General features: G+C 50.9%; 20 protein-coding genes, 1 pseudogene and 2 riboswitches. Of the genes and pseudogenes, 7 read left to right on the plus strand and 14 right to left on the minus strand.

All coding sequences use genetic code 11. From position 1 onward, the window contains the following. A partial coding sequence (locus YWK_RS22135; protein WP_026964607.1) for a hypothetical protein occupies window positions 1-249 on the plus strand: 249 nt, incomplete at its 5' end. 891 nt (window positions 250-1,140) lie between these two features. Beyond that, window positions 1,141-1,362 (plus strand): annotated as a pseudogene (locus tag YWK_RS21470) (transposase); the annotation flags it as partial. A gap of 1,325 nt (window positions 1,363-2,687) precedes the next feature. On the opposite strand, the gene YWK_RS19265 reads toward YWK_RS21470, so the two are convergent. Next, a complete protein-coding gene (locus YWK_RS19265; RefSeq protein WP_051375436.1) occupies window positions 2,688-3,770 on the minus strand; it encodes a phosphodiester glycosidase family protein in 1,083 nt (360 codons plus the stop codon). A 550-nt stretch (window positions 3,771-4,320) separates the two neighbouring features. Continuing rightward, window positions 4,321-4,454: riboswitch (cyclic di-AMP (ydaO/yuaA leader) on the minus strand. Window positions 4,455-4,706: 252 nt separating this feature from the next. Between YWK_RS19265 and YWK_RS0109575 the strand changes: the two genes are divergently transcribed. Both YWK_RS0109575 and YWK_RS20990 read left to right on the plus strand, forming a co-directional pair. Next, entirely contained in the window at window positions 4,707-6,296 is a 1,590-nt protein-coding gene (locus YWK_RS0109575) for a long-chain-fatty-acid--CoA ligase (protein ID WP_026964608.1), read from the plus strand. A gap of 288 nt (window positions 6,297-6,584) precedes the next feature. After that, window positions 6,585-6,711, plus strand: a riboswitch (cyclic di-AMP (ydaO/yuaA leader). Window positions 6,712-6,715: 4 nt separating this feature from the next. After that, window positions 6,716-7,648 carry a C40 family peptidase gene (locus YWK_RS20990; protein ID WP_051375437.1) on the plus strand — a complete coding sequence of 311 codons (933 nt, stop codon included), beginning with the start codon at window positions 6,716-6,718 and terminating at the stop codon, window positions 7,646-7,648. Between the two features lie 50 nt (window positions 7,649-7,698). Here the strand turns inward: YWK_RS20990 and YWK_RS0109585 are convergent, their stop codons facing one another. Both YWK_RS0109585 and YWK_RS0109590 read right to left on the minus strand, forming a co-directional pair. After that, window positions 7,699-7,986, minus strand: a complete 288-nt coding sequence (locus YWK_RS0109585; protein ID WP_026964609.1) for a DUF4031 domain-containing protein — start codon at window positions 7,984-7,986, stop codon at window positions 7,699-7,701. Between the two features lie 159 nt (window positions 7,987-8,145). Next, a complete protein-coding gene (locus YWK_RS0109590) occupies window positions 8,146-8,439 on the minus strand; it encodes a hypothetical protein (RefSeq protein WP_026964610.1) in 294 nt (97 codons plus the stop codon). Between the two features lie 249 nt (window positions 8,440-8,688). On the opposite strand from YWK_RS0109590, the gene YWK_RS19275 reads away from it, so the two are divergent. Next, complete coding sequence (locus YWK_RS19275) at window positions 8,689-10,170, plus strand: MFS transporter (RefSeq protein WP_051375438.1); 1,482 nt, start codon at window positions 8,689-8,691, stop codon at window positions 10,168-10,170. Between the two features lie 76 nt (window positions 10,171-10,246). Here the strand turns inward: YWK_RS19275 and YWK_RS0109600 are convergent, their stop codons facing one another. The 11 genes from YWK_RS0109600 to YWK_RS0109650 all read right to left on the minus strand — a co-directional run bounded on the left by YWK_RS0109600 (window position 10,247) and on the right by YWK_RS0109650 (window position 22,633). Next, the gene (locus YWK_RS0109600) at window positions 10,247-12,325 is read right to left on the minus strand and encodes an amylo-alpha-1,6-glucosidase (protein ID WP_026964611.1); all 2,079 of its coding nucleotides are present in this window, start codon (window positions 12,323-12,325) and stop codon (window positions 10,247-10,249) included. Between the two features lie 87 nt (window positions 12,326-12,412). Further along, window positions 12,413-13,228 carry a carbohydrate ABC transporter permease gene (locus tag YWK_RS0109605; RefSeq protein ID WP_026964612.1) on the minus strand — a complete coding sequence of 272 codons (816 nt, stop codon included), beginning with the start codon at window positions 13,226-13,228 and terminating at the stop codon, window positions 12,413-12,415. 12 nt (window positions 13,229-13,240) lie between these two features. Next, the gene (locus YWK_RS0109610) at window positions 13,241-14,203 is read right to left on the minus strand and encodes a carbohydrate ABC transporter permease (protein WP_245578583.1); all 963 of its coding nucleotides are present in this window, start codon (window positions 14,201-14,203) and stop codon (window positions 13,241-13,243) included. Between the two features lie 114 nt (window positions 14,204-14,317). Beyond that, entirely contained in the window at window positions 14,318-15,580 is a 1,263-nt protein-coding gene (locus YWK_RS0109615; protein ID WP_026964614.1) for an ABC transporter substrate-binding protein, read from the minus strand. A 49-nt stretch (window positions 15,581-15,629) separates the two neighbouring features. Then, window positions 15,630-16,577 (minus strand): LacI family DNA-binding transcriptional regulator, encoded by a 948-nt coding sequence (locus YWK_RS20995; RefSeq protein WP_026964615.1) that lies wholly within the window; start codon window positions 16,575-16,577, stop codon window positions 15,630-15,632. A gap of 400 nt (window positions 16,578-16,977) precedes the next feature. Continuing rightward, window positions 16,978-18,126: an ABC transporter ATP-binding protein gene (locus YWK_RS0109625; RefSeq protein WP_026964616.1), complete on the minus strand. Its 1,149-nt coding sequence runs from the start codon at window positions 18,124-18,126 to the stop codon at window positions 16,978-16,980. An 81-nt stretch (window positions 18,127-18,207) separates the two neighbouring features. Further along, the gene (locus YWK_RS0109630; RefSeq protein WP_026964617.1) at window positions 18,208-18,951 is read right to left on the minus strand and encodes a glycerophosphodiester phosphodiesterase; all 744 of its coding nucleotides are present in this window, start codon (window positions 18,949-18,951) and stop codon (window positions 18,208-18,210) included. Between the two features lie 134 nt (window positions 18,952-19,085). Continuing rightward, complete coding sequence (locus YWK_RS19285) at window positions 19,086-20,411, minus strand: ABC transporter substrate-binding protein (RefSeq protein ID WP_051375439.1); 1,326 nt, start codon at window positions 20,409-20,411, stop codon at window positions 19,086-19,088. A 60-nt stretch (window positions 20,412-20,471) separates the two neighbouring features. Further along, window positions 20,472-21,095: a carbohydrate ABC transporter permease gene (locus YWK_RS0109640; RefSeq protein WP_245578584.1), complete on the minus strand. Its 624-nt coding sequence runs from the start codon at window positions 21,093-21,095 to the stop codon at window positions 20,472-20,474. A 212-nt stretch (window positions 21,096-21,307) separates the two neighbouring features. Beyond that, a complete protein-coding gene (locus YWK_RS19290) occupies window positions 21,308-22,279 on the minus strand; it encodes a carbohydrate ABC transporter permease (RefSeq protein ID WP_051375440.1) in 972 nt (323 codons plus the stop codon). Between the two features lie 30 nt (window positions 22,280-22,309). Continuing rightward, entirely contained in the window at window positions 22,310-22,633 is a 324-nt protein-coding gene (locus YWK_RS0109650) for a DMT family transporter (protein ID WP_026964619.1), read from the minus strand. Window positions 22,634-22,900: 267 nt separating this feature from the next. Here YWK_RS0109650 and YWK_RS0109655 point away from each other — a divergent pair, with 267 nt between their 5' ends. Both YWK_RS0109655 and YWK_RS19295 read left to right on the plus strand, forming a co-directional pair. Beyond that, window positions 22,901-23,425, plus strand: a complete 525-nt coding sequence (locus tag YWK_RS0109655; RefSeq protein WP_342664243.1) for a GbsR/MarR family transcriptional regulator — start codon at window positions 22,901-22,903, stop codon at window positions 23,423-23,425. Between the two features lie 88 nt (window positions 23,426-23,513). Continuing rightward, complete coding sequence (locus YWK_RS19295; protein WP_051375441.1) at window positions 23,514-24,188, plus strand: TVP38/TMEM64 family protein; 675 nt, start codon at window positions 23,514-23,516, stop codon at window positions 24,186-24,188. The last annotated feature ends 59 nt before the right edge of the window (window positions 24,189-24,247 follow it).

Raw genomic sequence — 24,247 nt, forward strand, 5'->3', positions numbered from 1 at the left:
GACGTGAAAAAAGTCAATCCCGAGCAATGGAAAAGCCCATCGCAAGTGGAACAGCTTGCTAGAAAGTATATCGACAAGTTGGGTCTTGCGGTTCCCGAACAACGCATCAAGCAATTTATGGATGCGTATCAGGACGCAATAAAGAACGGATCGAACGCTGATGAATTGATTGAAAAATACGGTAAGAATGTAGATGAAGGGACCGCAAAGGCGATTAAAAAATATGTTTCGAAATCAAAATCAACATAAAACCGGTATCTCGGAGGGGTAACTGTACCCCTCCGAGATGTTTGCTGGTCTGACTTAAAAAGTACATTCCGCGGTAACTTTCCTCAAGGGAACGTGTCTGAGGCTTTGACTCGCATAGACCCCATAAGGTGGACTTGTCCTACAAGATACCTGTCCGTTCCAACTGGGAATGATACCTCACTATGATATGGCATGTCTGTGGTACACAAAAACTTCATATCCGGTACATCTCACCTCCCCCTTCTGAACGGACGTGCCACAGACAGGCATTGGACAGCCCTTGTGTGGCTGTCCAATGTTATATGCGATTCAAAGGTATAGGTGTGAAAGCTTACGCAATTGTTTGACTTACTCGCAGTCCCCCATCAAGAGCTGTACAGCTCGTTCATTGAATAGTAGGTAAAACCAGATGATGTGAACGATAAAGCGAACACCCAAGGAGGGCCGCCGATGTCCTTCATCGTACGCTGGATCGTCGTATTTTTGGTCATCTTCATTTTGTTGATGTTTTTCGTGTTCAGTTTTTATTCGCAAGCGGGCTAGTGCGTTCGTCAGTCCGCAGCCCCGCCGAATTGGATGCACTGCAATTTGACGTCGGGCATAAGTCAACCCAACACGAGTGGTTCATCCACCGAGGGGACGTACTTAAATTCCTTCACCTGTTACGGAATGTAGTATTGCCCAAATGGCATGTAGGGAAATGACATGGTTAAAATGAAAAGAAAAGGCAAGTGAGTCACAGCTGGGCGGGTTTTTAAGATCGGCTTTATCAGTCGAATATCATGGGAATGTGCAAGAGAGATATGGACTCTGGCGGCTTTAGGGAGTGGTTCCCGGAAAGTTTGTGTAAACTCCCATCGCAAGACATTAACGCTCGAATACGGCGAAGTAGAGATTGCTGATCGGCCGTTGCAGACAGTTTACGCCATGGTGTTCCTGATGCTATCCACTACAAAATGAAGCAAGATGGCCAGGTGGTCAATAAGACCGCATACATGGTCGTGGGGATCGACCTGGAACGATGTAAAGAAAGATGTGCTGGGTATTTGGATTGACAAGAACGAGTCGTCCAAGTTCTGGATGACGGTACGCAACGAGTTAAAGAGCCGTGGTGATTTCGTAACGAAATACGTGCGAGGTAAAGTCACCTGGCGTAGTATATTCGTTTTTTGTTACGTAATTTTAGTCGGAGTTGTACCGAGGTGGTGCAATCTAGGTGGACAACTAACGTACATCGTTGTTCACTTACAATCGGTCCCACAGTCGGCATGTATCATAGTCTAGTATCGGAATGGACAACTGCTTATTTGGTTTGCTTGATAGGTACAAGCCGTTGTTTTTGAACTGTGGTGGCATATAGTGAAATTACCCATCGACGCACCACCAAAGCCACCATCGTACATTCACCTCCCAATAAAACGCCCCCGTTTCTAGGGGCGTTTTATTGTTTGTCTAATAAGGGCGTACAAGCCGTGCATTTCTATGATACAAGCCGTCTCACAACTGAATCTCCCGCCATACCCTATATTAACTTTGGTTTATATGGAGGTGACACAGAATGTCCTTTGGCGTACGTCGTGCTGAAGTTGCGTTTCTCGTGATTTTTGTACTGTTCTTCATTCTTTTCCCTTTCTGTTGATAGGTACGAGCCTAGTAAAACGCCCCGTACATAGGGGCGTTTTATTGTTTGTCTGATAAGGGCGTACAAGCCGCGCATGTCTATGATACAAGCCGTAAGTTGGGTCTTGCGGTTCCCGAACAACGCATCAAGCAATTTGTGGATACGTATCAGGACGCAATAAGGAACGGATTGGATGAATTGATTCAAAAATACGGTAAGACTCATGTATAGAACAGTAACTTTCCCCACGGGAAAGTGTCTGAGACTTTGACTCGCATAGACCCCACAAGGTGGACTTGTCCTACAAGATACCTGTCCGTTCCAACTTGGAATGATTTATCACTATGATATGGCATGTCTGTGGCACACAAAAACTTCATATCCGGTACATCCCACCTCCCCCCTTCCTATCTGAACGGACGTGCCACAGACGGGCATCGGACAGCCACACAAGGGCTGTCCGATGCTATATCGATTCAAAGGTAATACGTATGGAGCTTACGCAATGATCTTTGACTTACTCGCAGCCCCCTATCAAGAGCCGTACAGTTTATTCACGCGAACACCCAAGGAGGGGTTACCGCCGATGGATATGTCCTTCATTGTACGCTGGATTGTCGTGTTTTTGGTCATCTTCATTCTGTTGATGTTTTTCGTGTTCAGTTTTATTCGCAAGCAAGCAGGCTAGTGCGTTCGTCAGTCCGTACGGAAACTGGTGAGCTCTGGCGTGAACATGGCAACGGTTGCAGAGTTGACCGTCCACTCTGATGTCAACGTAACACGTCGGTAGCATTTAAGATGGGTTTGCACCAGACCCTTAGCGACTATACGCGTTGGCCGCTTCTACCGACGGAAAGGCCAGCCATGCGTCTGGCAAGTGGCGCTGATGGTTCGGGTCTGTGGTCGACGGCGAGTTGACAATCTCTCCATCCTTGTACAAAACGCTGGACGATCCACCGTCCATCGCACACGCGTTCACCGCGCCTAACTTCAGCATCTCATCCTGCACTTGGCGTTGGCTGGCACCCATCCCCGATCCGCCTTTAAAACGGCCGTTGATGACGATGAAAATCACCGTACCATCCTTCCGTTGGCCGATGGCCGTACGTGGGTCGTATCCCCAACCACCGTCTCCGGACGTAATCATGGGCTTGCCGTCCACCACGAGTTCGGGGTGGAACTGCATGGCGTCGCGGACGCCCATTTGCTGGAGCTGGGCAACACTGTACCGCCCCATCACCATCACGCCGTCTTTGGTAAAGCCGACTGTGGTCCAATCTTCCGTGCCTTTGGGCCATTGTACCACTTGGCCGCCAGTCATCACGAGGCCGACTGGGATGCCGCCCCACCCCGCGCCTTGCGGGTCTTCAAATCCGCTGGCATTTGTGCCTGCCAATGCGCCCGTGCGTTTGACCATGTCGCTGATGTACTCACCCATACCGTTCTGCACGTGGGCGGTCACCAATCGTACAAGTTTCGGGTTGTGTACCAGCATTGCATAGCCATTCCATCCGCTGCCGGACAACGGGAGAACTTCAATCGGCGAAGTTGACCTGGTGTCCGACACCACGTGGATGTATCTCGGGGCATTCGTGTTTTTGGGAGCCTGGTGTAACGCTGCCCACAACTTGCTGTATTCTGCCGGCGTGGTCAGAAAGTGCGCCAAATACGCGTGACGCGTTGTAATCACCGTTTCAGCAGCTGTCAAACGAATACTGCGTCCCCACGGCGTGGCGAAACCGACGGTCACCAGCGCCGCAACGAATATCGCCGTGGTGAACGTGCTTCCAAACAGCCAGCGCAGGACCCTCCTGCGCTTGTGCTTCTTGCGTTGTTCACGTGTCAGTCTCCGTGACAAGGTCCTTTCCGTCGGTTCCGAAATTGGAACGAAACCATTCAAATGATCTACTCCTCTCGCTGTATGATGTAGGTATGAAAAAGTGAGTACGCGATACTTCTCTGTACATGCCCTACAGAAGTTCACATGCACTACAACAAAGGCCTCCCACGATTTGGTGTGGGGGCCTTTGTCATCACAGTGCGCTTCTCATCAAACAAAAACCACTCCACGGTCTGGACACGGAAATTGGACGGTAGTGGTTCACCCGGGTTCGCCTACCCTCCATCCCCTGTCTTTATGAGTTACCTCGTTGGGACATGTATCTTTTGTCACTTCGACGACCACAGGGCGGAATTACCCATCTTCTGGAACGATTCATGTGCTGCAATTTGTCTAGGTACGATATAACCTCAGAATTTTGCAGTAATTTCTTCAGTTCGGCTCTCCTGGCTTGCATACAATCCTCATCCTTTCCCGATGGTAGTATTTCGTTTACGTACTTGTGTCCTTGGGTACGTCGATGCATTAGGGTGTTTTCAGACAGAAAACCCCCGCAGATTGTATCTACGGGGGTGATTCAATCAAGTCTGTGTCGTTGGGCATAAAACCGCTCTCCTCTCTTAAACGCTTACGAAGTTAGCTGTCGGGTTTGGGATTAAGAGATTTCCCTACCAGTCAGCTAGACTGGATTCACCCCCAAGATTGGTTCCCCCGTTCCCTTTCGGGATTCAGCGCAACACGATATTCAGTTTCGTAAAGTGTAGCTCGTCCATCACGAAACATCAAAGATTGAATTGTATAGAAAATGCGAGGATACAGCCGAATTTCGCAGGAAAGAACGGCACATTTGACCTATACGTGAATGACCCACACCCAATATTCGCCGATTCTCCCCTCCGATTCATGCGGTTTGACAAAGAAAATACTGAGTATTACGATCATTCAAGTAATACTACTGATAATCATCATAGATAGGTCTCGAAAGGATGATCCCCTCTGATTACACCCTTAACTCCTATGGATTTTAAACGTAGAGCGTTGAAGTTGTACCCGAACAAAGTAGCGGTCATCGACGGAGAGTTGCGGTTTACATACCGGGAGTTTTCTGAACGCACGAACCGTCTTTCTCATGGATTGCAATCTTTAGGCGTTACAACAAATACCAAAGTAGCGGTCCTGGCGCCGAATACGCATGAAATGCTGGAGTGCTTTTACGGAGTCTGTCAGATTGGCGCGGTGCTGGTACCTCTTAACATTCGCCTCAAACCTGACGAAATTCGGCACATTGTGAATCACAGCGATGCCGAAATCCTCATTGTCGATTCCGAATGGGGCTCCGTAGTGGAAGACATCGTTGCCACCTTGCCCAAGGTCCGTCACGTCATCCAAGTGAACAGTGGCTACGGCTCGCCATTACAGGCCATCGATTACGAACAACTCCTCGCCGCGTCATCACCTGCGGACATTCGCACGGCTATCGATGAAAATCAGCCCATCGCCATCAACTACACAAGTGGAACGACCTCGCGACCAAAGGGTGTCATCCTGACACACCGTAACACGTATATGAATGCAGCCGATTTCTTGCTGCATTTGCGGGTCTCGCATGAAGACGTTTATTTGCATACCCTGCCAATGTTTCATGTCAACGGCTGGGGTGGTGTCTGGGCCGTGACGGCGGTCGGAGGCACGCACGTGTGTCTTCGCAAGATAAGCCCTGCTTATGTTCTGCAATTGTTTGAACGAGAGAAAATCACGCTCGCGTGCGGGGCTCCCACCGTACTCAACATGCTCGTTCAAGCGCCAAACCTAACGGATGTGAAGCTGGAAACCAAACCACGCATCGCAACCGCCGGTTCGCCTCCAGCAGCCGCGATTATCGAAAAAGTACAGAAGTACTTAAACATGGAAGTTATCCACGTCTACGGCATGACCGAAGCTTCCCCGTTTATTTCCTACTGTGAATGGCGCAAAGCGCATGAACAACTTCCAGCCGACCAACAGGCGGAAATCAAGGCCCGCCAGGGTGTGGAAATGGTTTTCAGCGGCGAAACCACTGTACTGCGCGAGGATGGGACCGAGGTCGAATGGAACGGTCGAGAAATTGGAGAGATTGTGGCCCGCGGCAACGTCGTCATGGAAGGTTATTATAAGGATCCCGAAGAGACGGCCAAAGTCATGCGCGACGGTTGGTTTCACACCGGCGATTTAGCCGTCATCCATCCAGACGGCTACATTGAAATCGTGGATCGCCTGAAGGACGTGATTATTTCGGGCGGAGAAAACGTGTCTTCCGTCGAGGTCGAAGGGGTGCTCCTAAAGCATTCCGCCATCATCGACGCGGCCGTCACTGCGAAACCTGATGATAAATGGGGTGAGGTCCCTGTGGCGTTCGTCGTTGTAAAACCGGGAATGGAAGTGACAGCGGACGAATTGGATCAATTCTGCCGGACTCACCTCGCAGGGTTCAAGGTGCCGAAATCGTATGAGTTTGTCAACGAATTGCCACGGACATCGACCGGGAAATTGCAGAAGTTTCAGCTGCGCGAGAAAGTATGGCAAGGTCGAGAGAGACGGGTCCAATAACCTGATTTGACGTCGAATGACCGAGTATGAACGGGGCAAAGAATAAACAGGACCGTGTACTCGGTCAACTCCCCAAATCATCTGCACGCCAAAGAGCCACCGCAACCGTATCGGTGACTCACGCAGGTGTACCTTCGATGAGGTTTGATTGGAGTATAACACGGCGTCGACGCAAAGTTTGTCGAAGTGTGCGGTTGTATAGTGGATGTCGTTATATTTATTGTCTCGCCTTTGACGCGGAAACCGACATAAAACGCACCATCCTATCGAATGGTATAAGAAACATTGGAATGAGAAGGTCCGAATCGCAAGAACGGGGGACTCTTTGACGGGGTGAATCACAGCTTCTCGGCTGTGTAGGGAATCCTTCGCCCGAACCCGACAACTAACCTCGTAGGACTGTGAAGGAGCGTGCCTGATTGAAAAAGAAGAGCCTCATGTCTTTGTGTGCTAGTACATTTTGTGCTAGTGCTGCCGTCGTTTCTAGCCCCTTGACGGCATTTGCGAATGTCAGTTCCCCGTCCATGAAGCAAAAATCCATCGTCGTCAATCAGCAAACCATCTCCAAACCATACGGTTTCGTCCAAGACGACACCACGTACATGCCAATTTGGTACCTCATGCAGGCGCTCGACAAGCTCAATATCCACAGCACGTGGCACAATCATGCGTGGAGCTTCACCACATCCCGGACGCTGGATTTGAATGGTGTTCGGTCAGGTACCGGAACGAGCTCGATTTATGTAAACGGCCACCTCGTGCAAAAGGTGAACGAAATCGTAGCGGAAGACCCCGCTTCTGGACACCAGACTACATACATGCCTGCATGGTACGTGATGAAAGTTCTGAATCGACTGCACGTCAACTCCAATTGGAATGGAACCGTTTGGCAAATCAACACCGAATCTCAATCGGCAAACTTCTCCATTCAATCAAACACGCGCCCACCTGCACAACGGTCGGTCTCATCGGATGATTCCAACATCGGCGAACAAATTGCCAACTACGCAAAGCAATTCATCGGTGTGCCGTATCAGTGGGGCGGCGAATCGACAAGCGGCTTTGATTGTTCCGGCCTGGTCCAAACGGTGTTCGCACATTTCCACAAATCTTTGCCGCGGACAGCAGCTGAGCAGGCACAAGTTGGACATGTCATCTCGAAAGCTGAATTGCAACCTGGAGATCTGGTCTTCTTCAATACCGATGGATCCGATTTCTCACATGATGGCATTTATGTCGGAGACGGAAAGTTCATCTCCGCAACCACATCGCATGGCGTTCAGGTGAAAGACTTGAATGACCCATATTATTGGGGCCCTCGCTTCACCCGCGCAACAAACCCTGGTCTATAAGACCGTATGCGCCTTTGTGCCTTGCACGGAATCGTGGCACAAAGGCGTATTTATTCCCGCACCGACCGATTCGCCCTGTTCCGGCGGCGCGCACGCTCCGTTTGCCACTCCGCGTACAATGGATTTCGTCGAATCGCAGCGACCAGTTCTCGACGTCCGACAAATTTTGCCCCTGCATCGCGTGCCCGTTGTCGAATGTCTTCCGTCACAAGGTCATAGTGTGGACGCCCCGGCGTATGATGAAGCCATCCCCGTTTCAACCCAATCTTTTCCGCGAACGCATGCAATTCTTCCAGACTGGTATCGCTGATCAAGTGAATGCCGTCGGAATAAATCATCGTTCAATCCACTTCCAATTCAGAGTCTCACTTATCTTGGTACCTTATCGCGTTGCCGCTCGTTCTGCAAACCATAGGAAAAAGGAGCGGGATTGCCCACCGTCAGGCCGTACTCCCGCTCCTGAATCATGCTTCACGCCATGGTTGCGTCAGAGCCTGTTACCACCACCAAGCCCAAGGCGACAAAAAGGCAAGCGCAAGAAATGGAAAGAAAAAGAATGGGAACCATGCCTCCTCAATATCTTTCGTCGCATGAGGCACGTCCTGCAGCAGGGCGGCGCTGCTCTCCGTCCCTGCAGCGGCAGCAAGCCGTGTTGTGGAGCCACCGACCGGCCGTACGAGGATTCCATCGTCCCGTACGGCGTGCAAGATACCGTGGTGGTGAATCCCATCTCTCGTCCGAAATACGACGTGTTGACCGATAAACGGCATACAATGCCCGCGATGAACCACACAAATTCCCTCCTTCCGCACTCAACGTCAGCGGCATTCATCCGCTATTACAGTGAATTCTAGTTGGGAGCTTCAGGAGTAGTACGTGCGTCCCGTGGAAATCGTACATTTTGCGCCGGACGTGCTGCCTCTTCCAGCCCGTGCACGAACTCCACAGTGCTGCCTTCGATGCACGCAATTCACTCTGGGTGCAACCGTTGGAGTATAATATATTTCGTAAACAGAAATAAACGTGGAGTGGAATATAACATGATTACCTCGATATCCAATATAACCCATGCAAAACGGACGGTAAATCCGTGGTTGGTGTTGACCATCACCAGTCTTGGAGTCATCCTCGTCATGGTGAACCTCGGCGCGCTCAATGTGGCACTGCCCGTGATTGTGCGCCATTTTCGCGCTACAGCCACGCTTGCAAACTGGATTCTGTTGTCGTTCATGTTGGTGAACACTGTACTCATTATTGTATTCGCGCAGTTTTCCGACTCGTACGGAAGACAAAAGCTGTACCTGCTGGGCATGGTGTTGTTCACCGCAGTCAGTCTCGCCATTGGATTTGCACCGAACGTGTGGACTTTCATCCTTCTGCGCGCTGCACAAGCGGCTGGCGGCGCGCTGATTATCGCCAACAACACCGCGCTCATCACGGATGCGTTCCCGGAGCCTATCCTCGGCAAAGGACTGGGCTTCAACGTTCTCGTCAGTTCTGCAGCACAGTTGGCGGGTCCCGTTATCGGGGGCGTGGTAGCGTCCCGTTTTGGTTGGCAGTGGGTGTTCTGGGTGAGCGTTCCGATTGGAATTGTCGGCGTGCTCGCCGGAATGGCGGTGTTGAAGAACTTGCCTTCCCGTGGCTCAGGAAAGCCTATCGACTGGTGGGGCGCCGCTATCACCTTTGTTGCACTAAGTGGGCTGATTATTGCGCTGTCGGAAGGGAGTACACTGGGGTGGCGAAATTGGCTGGTCGTCGGAGGCTTTGCCATCTTTGTTGTGTTGACGCCGGTTCTGATTCTGGTGGAGCAGCGCATCAAAAGCCCGATGTTTGATTTCACGTTGTTTCGAGACCGTGCCTATACGATGGCCAATGTGTCCACGTTCCTGAACGCATTTGCCAGGGTCTCCGTTGTCCTGTTGACCAGCTTGTACTTGCAGTCCATTCTGCGACTGGACGCATTTTGGGCCGGTATTGCCGTTCTGCCGGTTACGTTTGGCGTGCTTGTGGCTTCTCCGATGGCCGGGGCGTTGACAAGTCGTTTCAGTGCACGCGTGCTGTCCACCTCGGGACTCGGTATCAGCGCTGTCGGTCTAGTCATACTGATGTTTTGCCTGGGGCCGCATCCGATGTATGTGCCCAACGCCATCGGTATGGGTTTGGTCGGTTTTGGGTCGGGCTTGTTTTTGACGCCAAACACGCGCTCCATCATGACGTCCGTTCCATCCAGTCGCCGTGGATTTGCCAACGGGTTGCGATCCATGCTTCAAAACATGGGTCAGGTGCTCAGCACCGCGATTTCCCTCACCATTGTGACAGCAGTGCTGCCGTCCCGCCTGCAGGACGCTGTGTACACGGGATCCGCCACAACGCTCAACCAGGCCGACCTAGGGCTCATCACCAACGGTTATCGATGGGCGTACGTGGCGTTATTGGTCGCAACCTTGTTGGGGATGGCCGCGTCGTCCTTGCGCGGTTCAGCGAAGCAAGGACAACAAGAGACCATCTCCAAGGGGGCGTAAACTCTGTTGAAGGCATTAGGAGAGTCAACCGTTTTGTGTCGTCGTTCAGGATGAATACGGATCTTGGATGGACCGCTTACTCAGGTTGCGTCACGCAAAGTCGGTACCCGTTCAACGACTCTTCCACCACGCCTTTATCGCGGTCCAGCGTGAAAGAGACGCGAGTCTCTCCGACGGGCATGTTGGTCACCTGAATCCTGGACAGAAACGCGGGCCAAGTGGGTGACAACGTAATCGTCTTCGCGGCCACGTCGACTTTCGCCCCGAGTATCGCCTGGAACATGGCCAGTGGCGTGCCTGCCGCCCACGCCTGCGGCATACATGCGACCGGATAGCGGACAATGAATCCAAGCGAGGCATCGTGCCCGCAAAACAGCTCTGGGAGTCGCTGGTACGGGAACTCGAGGCTGGCTCTCAGCAGCGCCTCGGTCAACGTGTTCACGGCATCCGTCTGTCCATTCTTCGCAAACCCGAGCAAAATCAGAGCGTTGTCATGCGCCCATACGGATCCGTTATGGTAGCTGATAGGACTGTACACCGCTTCATCACTGCTCATGGTGCGGATCCCCCACCCGGAGAACAGGCCCGGAGACAACAACGTCCGCACCACCGCGTCCACCTTGTCGGCGTCGATGATGGCCGACCACAAGCAGTGCCCGGGGTCCGAGGTGACCGTTCGGATCTGTCGTTTATCCTTGTCTAAGGCAGTAGCAAAGTAGTCTTTGTCCGCCATCCAGAATCGGTCGTTGAACTGCTCCTTCAGCCGCTCAGCTTCGGCCTTTAGACGTTCAGCCAGCTTCGTTTCGCCAAACGATGGCAGTAGTTCAGACAAGCCGACTTTTGCGTGATACACATAGCCTTGCACTTCAGATACTGCCATCGGACTGACGCCAAGGGTACCGTCCGGATGAATCATGGAATCGTAAGAATCCTTCCAAGACTGTACACTGAGTCCCTTGGAGTCTGCAGAATGGTATTCTACAAATCCGTCGCCGTCCATGTCTGCGTATTGGTCGAGCCACTCTACTGCACGCAGGATGTTGGGTAGAATCTCCTCCAAAAATCTGCGGTCGTTCGTCCAACGGTAGTATTCGACGGCAAGCACGAGGAACAAAGGTGTACTGTCAATGGAACCGTAATAGCGTTGGAACGGCACCTCGTTTACGTTCGCCATTTCTCCTCGGCGAAGCTCGTGCAGGATTTTCCCGGGTTGCTCGGCCCGCCAGGCATCGACTTTCTCACCTTGCAGGCGCGCCAGTGTTCGCAACGTGCCTTTCGCAACTTCGGGTTGAAAGGGCAGCATTTGCAACGCCGTGATGAGGCTATCTCTGCCAAATGGCACGGCATACCAGGGAATTCCCGCCACCGGAAAGGGACCGTCACCGAGGTCGGTCAGGAGGGTCCGCAGGTCCAACAGGCTTCGGTGAATCAGGGCGTTGAATGACTCATTGTCGGTGCTTACCCGCATGCAGGAGGACAACCACGCCGCGTAGTCCGCCTCCAACGCCTTCAACGCGGAGGCGAACGACGTGACCTCCCCCGCCTCGCCGTCGATGCGCGGCTGAACGACAACTTCGAGGACAAACGGTTTGCCTGGCTGGATCAACGTATCTACATCGAAGCGATTGGCCGTCGTCCGCGTCGCCTTGTCGCAGCGAATGACCACCGCCCGTTCCACGTCGTCGAGCCCCACATAGCCGAGTGTCACCTCACCGTTCTGTACCTCTGGAGGCAGATCTTTGCCACGGGAAGATCTGACCGCGCCGCGCGCCTCAAACAAGTCGGAAAACCTGGAACCGAATTGGAGCGATATCTGTACTGCAAGGTCCGTGCGCGCGTAGTTGAAGAACGTCATCCTCTCGTAAAAGACGCCACCTCGAACAATCTGCTCACGCTTGACCTCAATCGATTCCCGATGCAGTTTCAACTCTCCGTCGTTCACTTCTTCGTCGTTCGTTAGATGTATCACGGAAATGTAGTTTTTCTCGCAGGAACTGTGCAATTTCGATAAGGGTTTCCCGTTGAGCGTCAAGACGTAGGTGTCGAGACACCGCGTATCGTGGGTATATAGCCCTTTTTCAGAATCCGCGTGGATATTGCCGCACAGATCTGTCAGCAAGAACGTGTCTCCGTCTTTGATGACCAGATAATCCATCCATATCCCTCACATGATGTTTGGATTCCACGTATCGGAATGACATGAGTTTCAAGGTGACCTGTGCATCGCCTTGCTCGTCCGTCACTATTTCAAACCTGTGGTGGAGATGCCTTTGACAAAATGCTTCTGGAAGACGAGGAAGACGAGAATCATCGGCAGTGTCAGAAGTAGTACGCCAGCCATCACGCTGTTCCAGTACGCGTCGTACTGACCATAGAACGAGTTGAGCCCGACGGGCAGCGTGTACATGTCGTCGCTCGTCGTCAACAGGACTGGCCAGAGAAAGGAGTTCCAATTCCCTTGGAAGGTGAAAATGGTCATCGTGGCCATTAACGGCCTGGACAACGGCAATACAATCCGAAAGAAAATGCCCCAATGGCTCAATCCATCCATCCGCGCCGCCTCCTCCAATTCCTGTGGGATGCCGAGGAAGAACTGACGAGCGAGAAAGATCATCATGGCGTTCATCAGAAACGGAACGGTCAACCCCTGGTACGTGTTGATCCAGCCGAGTTTCGCCAACATGATGTAGATGGGCACCAACAGGACCTGACTGGGTATCATCATAACGGCCATGAACAGGTAGAACAGGGCGCCCTTGAACGGAAACCTCAAGCGCGCAAAGGCATAGCCAGCCAATGTGTTCACGATGAGATTCCCAATCGTGACGATAGTGGCCACAATCACGCTGTTGCACAGCCAGCGCAAAAACGGAAAATTGTTGATGATGTCGGAATAACTGTGCAGCGTGAGATGACCAAACGGTACAAACGTGTGGTAGATGTCTGAAGTCGGCTTCAACGACGTGTACACAGACCACACAAATGGCAGTAAAGAGACGCACGCGTACAGAATGGCAACGGCATATAGAAGCGGGCGGAAGTTCTTCGCATGAGTCATCGTGCTTCCCCCTCATTTCTCTCGTCCCATGATGTAATGTTGAATCAACGTCAAGATCAGGATGATGAAGAATAACACAAACGCCATGGCCGAGGCGTACCCCATTTGCATGGTCTTGAACCCTTTGGTAAACACGTCAAGAACGACCGTCATCGTAGAGTTGAGGGGACCTCCATCTCCACCGGAGACCACGTAGGCCTGGTCAAACACTTGATACGTGCCAATGAGGGACATGACCACGACAAAGAACGTCACGCGCCGCAGCGAGGGAATGGTAATATACCGCAACATTCGCCAGCCACTGGCACCGTCAAGAGCGGCAGCTTCATAGATCTCATCCGGAATATCTTGCAGACCCGCAAGGTATATCATCATGAATTGTCCCGACGTCGACCAGATGGCCATGACCATGAGACTAGCCAGCGCAAATTTGGGGTCATTCGTATACGTCGGGCCTTGGATACCAAACAGGTGCAAAAACTGATTCAATAGCCCTTGTTGTGAGAAAATAAAGATGAACATGACGCTGACGGCAATCGTGGACGTCACTTGCGGCAAGTAGTACGCAACCCGAAAGAACGTCTTGCCCCGAATCTGGTTGACAATTAGAGCCAGAAACAGCGCCAAAACGGTTTGAGTCGGCACCACGCCCAGTGAATACAGTGTCGTGTTCCAAAGTGCGCGCAAAAACTGGGGATCGTGAAATAAATGCCAATAGTTCGCCAGTCCGACGAACTTCGCGTTCTCAGGGTCCAAAAAGTTGAAGTTGAAAAAACTGATGTAAAACGCGACGAGTATAGGGCCTAACAGAAACACCACCAGAGACGCGATAGCCGGCAATACAAACAAGTAGCCTGCCAGCGCCTCGTCTTTCTGATTGCGACCAAGCGGCTTCCTTTTCCGCGGTGGCATACCTGCTGCTTCCACAGACGGTCGTCCGATGAGCGTAGGCGTCTCCGAAGTTCCCATGCTCATGCTGTTCCCTCCTTCGTCAGGCGCGATTCGGACTGTGCGTGCCCCTTGAGGGTCCGGTGGATCCCGTCGACTGAGTTCGGAATCCACCCCCCTAACGCATTCCGCAACAACCGATTATTGAGTCTGTGTCTGCAACGTTTGATCCGCCTGTTTCAGGACGTCGGCAGCAGATTGGTTCTGAAGCACTCCGGCTTCCGTGGCCTTGTTAATGGCGTCCACAAAGTTCTGACCCAACGTTCCAAACTGATACGGCGTACCGCCTTTCAGACCGTCGACGAACGCCTTGTAATCTGGGTACTTTTGCAGGAAATCACCTTGTTCGCTCTGCCGGGAAGGAATCGCCAAGCCCGATTCGGCCGTCATCTTCTGTGCGTCCTTGCCAGTCAGGTAGAACAAGAGCTTTGCAGCTTCGTCCGGGTGTTTGGTAGACTTCGCGATGGAGTAAGAAACCGTATACAGCATGTTGGCGGACTTTCCGTAATGTGTGAAGAAGTCCGTCACGCCGTAGTGTAGTCCTTTGGCAGTCTGTTGCAGCGCGGGAATGATCCAAGCACCTTCCGCGACCATCGCCACCTGGCCCTGTGCAAACGGCGGTCCCGCCCAATCTGCGCCCAAGTCCTTCGGTGTCTTGATGTATCCCTTATGGAAGTTGTCAATAAAGAACTGCAGGCCCGACTGGTTCTTTGCATCAGTGAACGTCGCTTTGTTGTTGTTGGCGTCATAGAAGGATCCACCCCAGTCCAACACAACGGGGTAGTACCGCGCCACGTCAATCGGCATGGACAGCGGAGTAATTCCCTTCGCCTTCAGAAGCGCCGCGTCCTTTTCAAAGTCCTCCCAAGTGGCCGGCGGCGTGTGGATGCCCGCCTTGGCCAACAAGTCCTTGTTGTATTCTATCGCCAGTGAGTTGGCGTCTTTCGGTAACCCGTACGTCTTGCCCTGCCACTGGAACGCCTTCAGCAAGGATGGGCTGAAGTCTTGGATGTCCACGTGGTCCTTTTGGATGTAGTCATCGAGCGGCAGCAGAACCCCTGAGGACTCCAGCTGCGGCGCGTACGAAGCGTCCACGTAAAAGACGTCCGGCGCAGTGTGCGAAGCCAACCTCGGCTGCATAGTCTGCAGATAGTCGCCCGTGACCACTTCCACCTTCACGTGAATGTTTGGATTCGCTTGCTCAAACGCCTTCAACTGATTCTCCACCAACTGTTTTTCCGCTGGACTCGACGACCACATGCCGAGTGTCAAATTCACACTGCCACCTTGTCCGTTGCCACTCGCTTGGTTGTCGTTCGTGCCTGAATTGCCGGATCCACAGCCTGCAAGCACACCGACAGACGCGACTGCTGCCGCAGTCACTGCCATCCATTTTTTCAGCAACTCACATGCCCCCTCCATGCTTCCATTTCAGTCAAGAATTCCTTTGGAGTCATTCGATCCGTGGCCAGGTTGAGTCCTTGACCACCAACTCAGGCTCCACCAATTCGCGGACAATGTTGCCGCTGCTCATACACTCAAACATTGCTTCCGCCAATCGCTTTCCAACTGTAAAGAACGGCTGCTTTACGGACGTCAGGGGAGGATCTGTGATTTCCGTCAAGTAGCCGCCGTCGTAGCCGACGACTGGGATTCGCAAATTTCGTTCGTGCAGGTAACGCAAGACGCCTACCGCCATGCTGTCTGACGCGCAAAAGACAGCTTCTGGAGTGCGTTCGAGAGACGTCATCGCCGCATACCCGCCGTGCATATCGAAGGAGTTGTACACGATGGTCGGTTTTAGTCCAGCTTCCTTCATGCAGTGAACGTATCCCTGTTCCCGGTGCTGCAGAAACAACAAATCTGAACTGCTGGTGATAAACGCAATATCGCGATACCCGAGCATCAGCAAATGCCGAGTGCCCAACTGACCGCCCAGCATGTTATCCACGTCGATTTGCGGCACATCGTACTGTGTCTGACCGAAAGCCCCAATCGTCAGTTCAGCACTCAGGCGTTCCGCGCGGGCGTCGTGATCTTTGATGTCGGTCAGGATGACGCCGTCCACTTTTCCAATGAAACTTTCCAGTTCTGCTATCCCGTCCGTTGGATAGATCAACAGCGAATACCCGTTTTCCCTACAAGCCTCGCTGACCCCGGTGGCAAACTCGAACAGTAAGGGGTCATACGTGTCCTTCTGTTTCACAGAAAGCATGACAATCCACGTCTGTCCTGTTCGCAACCCCTGTGCAACGCGACTCGGCTGGTAACCCAGTTGTTTCGCGGCAGCCTTCACCTTCGAAATGGTGTCTGGATGTACAAGTGCCGGATTGTTCAACGCACGCGATGCGGTGATAGGCGAAACCCCGGCCAGACGTGCCACGTCCTTCACGGTTGCCATCATCACCACCCTCTCGTAAGCGCTTTCTGATAACGTTATCAAAAAATGGTCACATCGCTGCCTATAGAACAATACGGCTTTCCACACGATTCCATGATAACGTTATCATCTCTAGTTATATTTAACATACTTCTCTGTGAATTCAATTGTCAACATAGATTTGCGTACGTACACCGTTACGCGGAAGCGGCACGTGTTTTGGCACTGTTTTATGGTCGTTTATGGTGTCATGCGCAGCGTTCAATGCATTGCACCATAAACGACCGTTTTTGGAACTGTTACATAGGGTTTAGTATGGGGAGATTGTTAACGTAACACAGAACTGAGGTTGGAACTTGTACGGGTGTACATGGCCATTGACTGATACTATGGGACGATGCCGCCACGGCAAAAACGGGGTCTAATTTGTTTCACCAGCGTACACACCCTCTGTCTGATTCGTCACCCCAATCGCCTCTTGTGTATCGGCGCGGAATAAGTGAACTTTATTCATATCTAACACTAGTTTCACCAGTGTTCCCGGCTGAAGATAAAATCTCGAGTTCACGCGGGCAATGATGTTTTGACCCGATACTGTCACATGTAGATAGACTTCAGAACCAACATTCTCGCTGACTTCAACTTTTCCATAAATCACGGATTCTGGATACTGTGACGTTAGAGTATCTTCAATGTGCAAGTCTTCGGGACGGATACCTAAAATAACTTCCTGTCCGATGACTCCTTCGGAACGACAAATCGGGTATCTATTTTCCGGAAGGAGAATGGAAGTGCCCGTGGTGCGAAAATACACCTGCTCATTTTCTTCAACGATTCTTCCACGAAGGAAATTCATAGCCGGTGAACCGATAAACCCAGCCACAAACATGTTTGCTGGAGAATGATATACCTCCTGAGGAGTGCCACATTGTTGAATGACTCCATCTTTCATAACAACAATGCGATCTCCCATTGTCATTGCCTCAGTTTGATCGTGAGTAACATAAATTGTAGTTGTTTGAATTCGTTGATGAAGTTTACGAATTTCCGCCCTCATCCCAACCCTCAGTTTTGCGTCTAAATTAGACAACGGCTCGTCCATGAGAAATACCTGAGGTTCACGCACAATTGCCCGTCCAAGCGCAACGCGCTGGCGTTGGCCGCCTGAGAGCGCTTTTGGTTTTCGGTCTAGCAAGTGTTCGATATCGAGAATTTTCGCTGCTTCCCGGATCCGCTGATTAATTTCAGATTTGGAGAACTTTCTCAATTTGAGTCCAAATGCCATGTTGTCGCGCACGGACATATGAGGATAAAGGGCATAATTCTGGAATACCATGGCAATATCTCTGTCCTTGGGCGGCACATCATTCACCCGACGATCACCTATGAATAAATCCCCTTCGGAAATCTCCTCTAACCCAGCAATCATGCGCAAGGTTGTTGTCTTCCCACAGCCCGAGGGGCCGACCAAGACCACGAACTCCTTATCTTCTATGTCCAGATTGAAATCCTTCACAATCATCGCCTCAGAATACTTTTTCCAAACATGCTTCAAGCTCACTCGAGCCATCAGATCAACATCTCCTTCTTAAAATGCTTGATCTTGTAAACTGCTACAGGAGGCATCATGTAAAAACGGAGATGATTTTTACTAGTCGGCAAAATCATCTTTAATACGCTTAACCATGTCAGGAACATTAGAAATCACAATGTCTGTATTTCGGTGAATAAATCTTTGAATTTGTTCCGGATCATCTACTGTCCAGACAGCAACACGAAGTTGCTCGGCATGGCAAGCTGAGATGAGCTCATCAGATGTAAGTCGATAGTCGAGGTTGACGGAATATGCTTTCAATTGTTTGGCAATGTACCAAGGATCCGCTATCTCTTGATCGAATAACAAACCAACTTCGAAACTTGGATAGTGATCTTTAAGATACTCAAGGCACCTGTGGTGAAACGAGGAAAAGAGAATCTGCTTGCGAAGCGGATGTTGATTAGCAACTGAGACGACACGATCTATCAGAGTTTTCCAATTTTCGTCATACACCTTAATCTCAATATTGTAAAATCCCTTAGGACACACCTCATAAGCATCGTTCAAAACATCTTGTAAGGTGGGTACCGATTGAAACCCCATTTCCGGTCTGCACTTGGCTGCGTTCAGTTGTCGGATTTGACCATAATCCATCAAGGATACAAGTCCCCGTCCATCCGTTGTTCGATCTACCGCCGGATCGTGCATGATGATTGGTACTTCGTCAGCAGTGAGTTGAACATCAAACTCAAGGCCGTCTATTCCCAGTTCTAATGCCTTTCGAAAAGCCAGGCGCGTGTTCTCCGGATAGTTTGCACTGAAACCCCGGTGTCCAAGGACCATTGAGTGATTTACCATGGTAGCTCCTCCAAATTTTTATTCATCCCAGATTCCTCAAGTCATTCTAACCAAGCGCACCATAAGTCGAATCGAGGCAGGTACAAGACCTGACCTCGATTCTTCTTTTACGGAACTAAACTTTCTTGACTGCCTTACTGTAATGCGCTGTTTGCTTGATTGACTGCGTTTTTCATCGTTTGGTCAACAGGCTGGCCTTCGTCAAATATACCCTGCAGAGCTTGTTGAACATTTTGTAATACGCCCAAGTAATTCGGAGATGCGGGCGCCGCATGTTGGTACTGCAACTCATCAAGTGCCGTTTTGAACTGAGGGTTTTTCTTCAGGTAGTCCTGGTAACTCGGATCGCTCACTGCGGCCTTTTGAACGGGCAGGTAACCTGTCATCTCGGCCCACTTTGCTGACTGCTGTGGTGCAGTCCACCATTCAATGAAGGTCTCGGCAGCTTTGATTTGGTCTTGGGATGCCCCCTGCATGATTGCGATGTCCCCGCCACCAGGAGGTACAGCTAAGGTAGCATCCTTCGGCAATACCGCTGTTCCCCAGTCAAAGTTTTTGACGCCAGCTTTTACTTTTCCAGCCGAACCAATAGAGTCAATATCCATTGCCACTCTGCCGTGAATGAAGTCCTGTGTCATGAGATCCCAATATTGAGGTCCTGACTCAACCGTCGCATAGCCTTGCTTGACCAACGCTTGTTCCATTGACAAAATGTGGTTTGCGCTAGGGCTATCGAAGGTTGCCTTGCTAAGATCGCTCGAGAGGATATCTCCGCCTCCAGACCAAACGGAATATTCCCAAGGCCACCAGTCAACCAACGGCTCAAAACCATATACTTTTGCATCACCGGAGCCCTGGGTCAACTTTTTTGCGTCAGACTGCAACTCCGCCCACGTCGTCGGTGGTGCGGTGATGCCTGCCTTTTGGAAAAGTGTCTTGTTATAATACAGTACGGGAACGCTGCGGTTTAGCGGTACGCCGTAATACTTTCCGTTGAATTGTGTACTGACCAGCATACCTTTCAAAAAGTTATCGGGCTTGTCCACGCTGCTGTTCTGCATGAAGTCCGTCAAATCAACCAGTTTCCCCGTTGCAGCGAACACTGGCATGGAGTGTACTTCAATCTGTGCCATAGTCGGAGGATCTCCCGCCTTTAAAGCTGCTAACAGCTTCTGTTGCTCAGGTCCACCGCCGGAATAACTACCTTGGTAGGTCGCCGTGACGTGAATATTGGGGTGAGTTTTGTTAAATTCCTGAACCATCTCCTGAACATCGTTGCTGAGATTACCGCCAATCCCGTACCAAAACGTCACCTGTACGGGCTTGTTACCAGAACCTGCAGCGGTATCGTTAGATGCATTTACGCTCGTTCCGTTAGCGCCTTGACCGCATCCAGCCAAGGCCAGCATGCCTAGAGAGGCGATGCTGATTCCACTGATTTTTGTCCACTTCTTCGACATGTTCTCCACTCCTATTGTGAAATCACTTTTGTATTTGAACAGCCCAGTGAGCTGACTGGGTCAACCCTTGAGTGACGTATTGGCAACACCCTTGACGATGTACTTTTGGCCAAACAGAAAGATGGCGATAACCGGCACAATCGAGAACAAATCAGCAGCCATCAACAGATTCCATTGCAGCTGCTGCCCCGCATCCTGGCTCAAAAAGTAGGACAAAGCCACCGGAATCACGCGCATGTTGGTCGAATTGGTCGTTACAAGCGGCCAGAACAGACTGTTGTAGTGAAACACAAAGTTCAACAACACCAAGGTAACGATGGCTGGTTTGACGTTTGGCAACACGATAGACCACAGAATGCGGAACTCTGAAGCTCCGTCAATGCGGGCGGCCTGAACCATCTCCTTGGGCACGGAGACAAATCCCTGCCGAAGCAGAAAGATTCCAAAGGCACTGCCAATGAACGGAATGACCAGAGCACCGTACGTGTTAATGAGATGAACCTTGCTGAGCATGATGTAAACCGGGATAAACGTGGCTTGCATCGGGATCATCATGGCCATGAGAATCAGAAAGAAAATTGTTTTCTTGCCTTTGAACTCTGTAAATGCCAAAGCGTACGCCGCCATGCTGGATGTAATCACTTGAAAAAACACAATGAGCAAATTGGAAACGATACTGTTCACGAAAAAGATTCCGAACGGCTCGGCCCGCCAAGCCTGAACGAAATTCCCCCAGTCCACATTGAGAGGCAAGAGATGAAATCTGGGACTGAAAATGTTGTCATTCGTCTGAACGGCCGATACGAACATCCAATAGATTGGTAAAAGTATCAAGATTACAAATAGAATCAAGATAATGTGGGATACGCCTCGTTCCAAACGATTGTTTGGGTTTATCATTCCTCCACCACCCATCGGTTGCTCATTTTCACCTGCAACCAGGTTAAAACGGAGAGCAAAACCAGAAGGAGTACCGATGCAGCCGTCGCCTTGCCAATGTTGAACATCTGAAAACCTTCGTTATAGATGTAGTACACCAAGGTCGACGTGGCATTGTTAGGACCTCCGCCTGTCATCACGTAGACCTGATCAAAGGTCTGAAAGGATTGAATCAAGCAGACCACCATGGCAAAGACAATGCTAGGTGCCAAGGACGGAAGTGTGACATGACGAAAAGTTGACCAACGACCGGCTCCATCGACTGCCGCTGCCTCTTTGATTGCATCAGGAACACTTTGCAATCCGGCGAGGAAAATCAGCATGTAGTATCCGAGGTATTGCCAAACGGACATGACAAGGACTGCCGGAAGCGCGTAAGCAGCTGAACCCAGCCAGTCAGGTCCAGCAATGTGTAGAAGGGACAAGACCCTGTTCACCAGGCCGTAATCCTTGTTGTATAGAAGCGTCCATACCAAACCTGAACCAACCAGGGGTATAACGTACGGACTGAACAGTACCGTTCGGTAGAAATTTGTGCCCTTCAGCTTTTTGTCTAACAAAACAGCAAGGAGCAACCCGAGCGGTAAGGATATAACCATCATGCCGCCGGAAAAAAACAGTGTGTTCCACAAGGACTCACGGAAATCGGGCGAGGAGAACAACTCCACATAGTTTTTCAAGCCTACAAACTTCGGTGTTGCACTTAACAAGTTCCATTTGAACCCGCTCAAGTAGATGACATAAACCGTGGGAATAAAAACAAACAATGTCATAAACACCAGTGCCGGAAGCATCAGGATGAACCCTGGCCAATTCCATTTCAGTGGCCGCAACTTCATACTTCTGGGCTCTGCTTTGTAGGGTGAAGTCATGCACACTTCACTGGTTGCTCCGACCTGGTCTGTCATGGTGGGGCTGAGTTTCCTCATTGCGAATCACTCCTCCTTCCTCTTGCAACATCACCGATGGATGCCACTCAAGTTCAAACCTGTAACACCAAGGATAATCAAGGCAATGGATGTGACCTGCATCGGAGACAGGGGTTCCTTAAAATACATAACGCCGATGAAGGAAATCAACACCATGCCAAGCGCTGACCAAATCGCGTAAGCCACACCCACCGGAATCTGCTTTAGCGCGATGTTCAGGACAACAAGACTTGCACCGTAGAACCCAAACATCAATAGCGACGGAGTGAACCTGGAAAAACCGTTGGACAACTTCATCAGCGTCGTTCCACACACCTCCAGCACAATTGCCAAAAGTAACAGCAACCATTTCATGTACAATCCTTCTCTTCTGTCTGAATGTGAACCCTCCGTTCGTTCAATTTGGATTGTACGTTCGATATGTTGATATATGGTGGATCAGAGATTAAGTGTTTGTTAACTGTATGTAAATCGCGAAATTCCGTGGAGGAACTCGAAATATCCGCGAAGAATTACCTTTTTAGATACATGATCCGTCGTTATTTTGTTCAATTTTTTCTGTTCTTTTATCCCTTCAATTCATCTGTTCATAGCAAGGGATGCATTCAGGAGGTAGTGAGTGTGAAAACAGCTTTGCGGCAAGAGGAAGTACAGGTACTTCGTCAGAAGATGATGCATGCCATCTCCAGCATCATGGACTGGTACAATCTCACGCACTCAGCGAGTGAACTGTACGCCTTGATGTTTTTCGAAGACAGACCGATGACGATGGATGAGATGAAAGATATGATGGGTATGAGCAAAAGCAGTATTAGTTACGCGGTTCGATCCCTCATTGACTCAAAAATGATCTATAAACTCGACTACAAGCAAGGACGAAAAGAATTGTTCCGGGCCGAACCGGACTTCCTCTCTGCATTTCAAAAGTTCTTGACGTCAAAGCTGGAACGAGAAATTGAGGTCGTAACCTGCGCCATTGAAGAAGTCATGCCGAGATTGAAAGAAATCCTGGAGGACAAAGATACACCGGAAACCATCCGACAAGACGTGAATAAGGATCTCAACAAGGTGATTCACGCCAAAAACTATTACACATGGCTACAAGGGTTTGTGAACCGATTGAAAGCAGAAACGCTCCCCAACTAAAGGATGCTTTACCATCGCACACCCGCCTTCTAGTTCCAGCCGTTCTCGCCGAGGCAAACCTCGGAATCCTTCCGTATAATGAGGAGACATGAATACACGGAAAACTATCGCTTACGCGTTTCTCGGTTTGCTGGCTGCTTGCGTGGTCGTGGTTGTGCTGGTCCCCGCTGCGCGAGAAGGGGTCTCCAGGTTCTTCGCTGTCGCATCGTTTCAAGAACTGCAGGCCTACGCGCACAAACTCGGCGCATGGGCCCCCTGCTTCATCATTCTTCTGATGGCGTCGCACTGTGTGACCTTTCTTCCCTCCGAAATCCTGATGGCCGCTAACCTCATCCTGTTCGGGCCGGTCGTCGGTACGTTGTACACCTGGTTGGGAGGCATGCTCGGCGCCTATCTAGCCTTCTTCTTAGCGCGCCGCTTTGGCAGGCCTGTGGTGCAACGATTTGTGCCTGCACACGCATTGTCCAGTTTTGACGCTTTCGTGGAGAAACGCGGGGCACTTGGGCTGTTGTTGCTGCGGTTGATTCCCTTTGTCTCGTTCAACGCCCTGAACTACGGTTCTGGCCTCACGAGGATTTCCATCTGGAATTTCACGTGGACCACCGCCATCGGCATTCTCCCTTTCGAAATCATGTTTGCCTTGGTATACCACAGTGTTTCCAGCCACACGACCGCGCTGATGACGCTGTCGGCCATTGCGGTCATGGTATTGCTGGCCGCATTTGCCGCGACGCTGTGCAAGCGCCCGCGGCGTGGACGTTGAATCGCTGTCTGAATGGACGTTGCTTCTCGAATCACGGCGCCATATGATAAGTGGGTGTT

It is taken from the genome of Alicyclobacillus pomorum DSM 14955, from assembly GCF_000472905.1.
GTDB classification, from domain to species: domain Bacteria; phylum Bacillota; class Bacilli; order Alicyclobacillales; family Alicyclobacillaceae; genus Alicyclobacillus_A; species Alicyclobacillus_A pomorum.

Coding starts and splice junctions, on each gene's coding strand:
- YWK_RS0109585 (WP_026964609.1), bottom strand. CDS start 7,986: ATGATTTATTCCGACGGCATTCACTTGATCAGCGATACCAGTCTGGAA.
- YWK_RS19275 (WP_051375438.1), top strand. CDS start 8,689: ATGATTACCTCGATATCCAATATAACCCATGCAAAACGGACGGTAAAT.
- YWK_RS0109600 (WP_026964611.1), bottom strand. CDS start 12,325: ATGGATTATCTGGTCATCAAAGACGGAGACACGTTCTTGCTGACAGAT.
- YWK_RS0109605 (WP_026964612.1), bottom strand. CDS start 13,228: ATGACTCATGCGAAGAACTTCCGCCCGCTTCTATATGCCGTTGCCATT.
- YWK_RS0109610 (WP_245578583.1), bottom strand. CDS start 14,203: ATGAGCATGGGAACTTCGGAGACGCCTACGCTCATCGGACGACCGTCT.
- YWK_RS20995 (WP_026964615.1), bottom strand. CDS start 16,577: ATGGCAACCGTGAAGGACGTGGCACGTCTGGCCGGGGTTTCGCCTATC.
- YWK_RS0109625 (WP_026964616.1), bottom strand. CDS start 18,126: ATGGCTCGAGTGAGCTTGAAGCATGTTTGGAAAAAGTATTCTGAGGCG.
- YWK_RS0109630 (WP_026964617.1), bottom strand. CDS start 18,951: ATGGTAAATCACTCAATGGTCCTTGGACACCGGGGTTTCAGTGCAAAC.
- YWK_RS19285 (WP_051375439.1), bottom strand. CDS start 20,411: ATGTCGAAGAAGTGGACAAAAATCAGTGGAATCAGCATCGCCTCTCTA.
- YWK_RS19290 (WP_051375440.1), bottom strand. CDS start 22,279: ATGAGGAAACTCAGCCCCACCATGACAGACCAGGTCGGAGCAACCAGT.
- YWK_RS0109650 (WP_026964619.1), bottom strand. CDS start 22,633: ATGAAATGGTTGCTGTTACTTTTGGCAATTGTGCTGGAGGTGTGTGGA.
- YWK_RS19295 (WP_051375441.1), top strand. CDS start 23,514: ATGAATACACGGAAAACTATCGCTTACGCGTTTCTCGGTTTGCTGGCT.